This window comes from Limosilactobacillus portuensis (assembly GCF_014838735.1).
Classification (GTDB): domain Bacteria; phylum Bacillota; class Bacilli; order Lactobacillales; family Lactobacillaceae; genus Limosilactobacillus; species Limosilactobacillus portuensis.
Genome location: NZ_JABUXQ010000055.1, coordinates 1 through 2,508, shown reverse-complemented (window position 1 = coordinate 2,508; position 2,508 = coordinate 1). Strand labels below are relative to the sequence as shown.

Here is a 2,508-nt window from a genome sequence, read left to right as displayed (position 1 = left end):
GGAGCGATCCCCCAACTACTTTTGGCGTGTTGAAGCTTAACTTCTGTGTTCGGCATGGGAACAGGTGTATCCTTCAAGCCATCATCACCACACTTACCCTTCCGGGCAAGAGCTTGCGCTCTCAAAACTAAACAATATCGCTCTTCTTCCAAACCTTACCGCTTAACTTGGTTAAGTCCTCGACCGATTAGTAATGGTCCGCTCCATGCCTCACGGCACTTCCACTTCCATCCTATCTACCACATCATCTTTGTGGGGTCTTACTTCCCGAAGGAATGGGAAATCTCATCTCGAGGCGAGTTTCACACTTAGATGCTTTCAGCGTTTATCTCGTCCATACATAGCTACCCAGCGGTGCTCCTGGCGGAACAACTGGTACACCAGCGGTATGTCCATCCCGGTCCTCTCGTACTAAGGACAGGTCCTCTCAAATTTCCTCCGCCCGCGACGGATAGGGACCGAACTGTCTCACGACGTTCTGAACCCAGCTCGCGTACCGCTTTAATGGGCGAACAGCCCAACCCTTGGGACCGACTACAGCCCCAGGATGCGATGAGCCGACATCGAGGTGCCAAACCTCCCCGTCGATGTGGACTCTTGGGGGAGATAAGCCTGTTATCCCCAGGGTAGCTTTTATCCGTTGAGCGATGGCCCTTCCATGCGGAACCACCGGATCACTAAGCCCGACTTTCGTCCCTGCTCGACCTGTCTGTCTCGCAGTCAAGCTCGCTTGTGCCTTTACACTCTGCGAATGATTTCCAACCATTCTGAGCGAACCTTTGGGCGCCTCCGTTACCTTTTAGGAGGCGACCGCCCCAGTCAAACTGCCCACCTGACACTGTCTCCCAGCACGTTCAGTGCTGCGGGTTAGAGTGGTCATAATGCAAGGGTAGTATCCCACCAACGCCTCCGTCGAAACTAGCGTTCCGACTTCTATGGCTCCTACCTATCCTGTACAAGCAGTACAAACACTCAATATCAAGCTACAGTAAAGCTCCATGGGGTCTTTCCGTCCTGTCGCGGGTACCCTGCATCTTCACAGGGATTTCAATTTCACCGAGTCTCTCGTTGAGACAGCGCCCAGATCGTTACGCCTTTCGTGCGGGTCGGAACTTACCCGACAAGGAATTTCGCTACCTTAGGACCGTTATAGTTACGGCCGCCGTTTACTGGGGCTTCAATTCAGAGCTTCGCCGAAGCTAACCCTTCCTTTTAACCTTCCAGCACCGGGCAGGCGTCAGCCCCTATACTTCATCTTACGATTTTGCAGAAACCTGTGTTTTTGATAAACAGTCGCCTGGGCCTATTCACTGCGGCTGGTCTTGCGACCAGCACCCCTTCTCCCGAAGTTACGGGGTCATTTTGCCGAGTTCCTTAACGAGAGTTCACTCGCTCACCTTAGGATTCTCTCCTCGACTACCTGTGTCGGTTTGCGGTACGGGCAGTTAACGTGCTCCTTAGAAGCTTTTCTCGGCAGTGTGACATCGGCAACTTCGCTACTGTAATTTCGCTCCCCATCACAGCTTGTCAACCCGGATGTAAGCATTTGACTCACATCCTGACTTACTGCTTGGCCCCACTCTTCCAATCGTGAGGTTTGCTTAGCCTCCTGCGTCCCTCCATCGTCAAACGCAGTTAACTGGTACAGGAATCTCAACCTGTTATCCATCGCCTACGCCTCTCGGCCTCGGCTTAGGTCCCGACTTACCCTGGGAGGACGAGCCTTCCCCAGGAAACCTTAGTCATTCGGTGGACAGGATTCTCACCTGTCTTTCGCTACTCATACCGGCATTCTCACTTCTAAGCGCTCCACCAGTCCTCACGGTCTAGCTTCACCGCCCTTAGAACGCTCTCCTATCACGTGCACGTAGTGCACATCCACAGTTTCGGTAATATGCTTAGCCCCGGTACATTTTCGGCGCAGAATCACTCGACTAGTGAGCTATTACGCACTCTTTAAATGGTGGCTGCTTCTGAGCCAACATCCTAGTTGTCTATGCAACTCCACATCCTTTTCCACTTAGCATATATTTAGGGACCTTAACTGGTGATCTGGGCTGTTCCCCTTTACACGGTGGATCTTATCACTCATCGTGTGACTCCTGGGCATAAATCAATGGCATTCGGAGTTTATCTGAAGTTGGTAACCCATGACGGGCCCCTTGTCCAAACAGTAGCTCTACCTCCACGATTCTTTTTCCCAAGGCTCCCCCTAAAGAGATTTCGGAGAGAACCAGCTATCTCCAAGTTCGTTTGGAATTTCACCGCTACCCACACCTCATCCCAGCCATTTTCAACTGACACGGGTTCGGTCCTCCAGTGCGCTTTACCGCACCTTCAACCTGGACATGGGTAGGTCACCTGGTTTCGGGTCTACAACTACATACTTCGTACGCCCATTTCAGACTCGCTTTCGCTGCGGCTCCGGTTTTTCCACCTTAACCTTGCATGCAATCGTAACTCGCCGGTTCATTCTGCAAGAGGCACGCCGTCACCCATTAATGGGCT

The 2,508-nt window shown here is 52.3% G+C and carries 2 rRNA genes; both read right to left on the bottom strand.

Annotated features, from left to right (window positions below):
- A 5S ribosomal RNA gene (gene rrf / locus HUK49_RS10445) occupies positions 1-92 on the bottom strand; the annotation flags it as partial.
- Positions 93-167: 75 nt separating this feature from the next.
- A 23S ribosomal RNA gene (locus tag HUK49_RS10440) occupies positions 168-2,508 on the bottom strand; the annotation flags it as partial.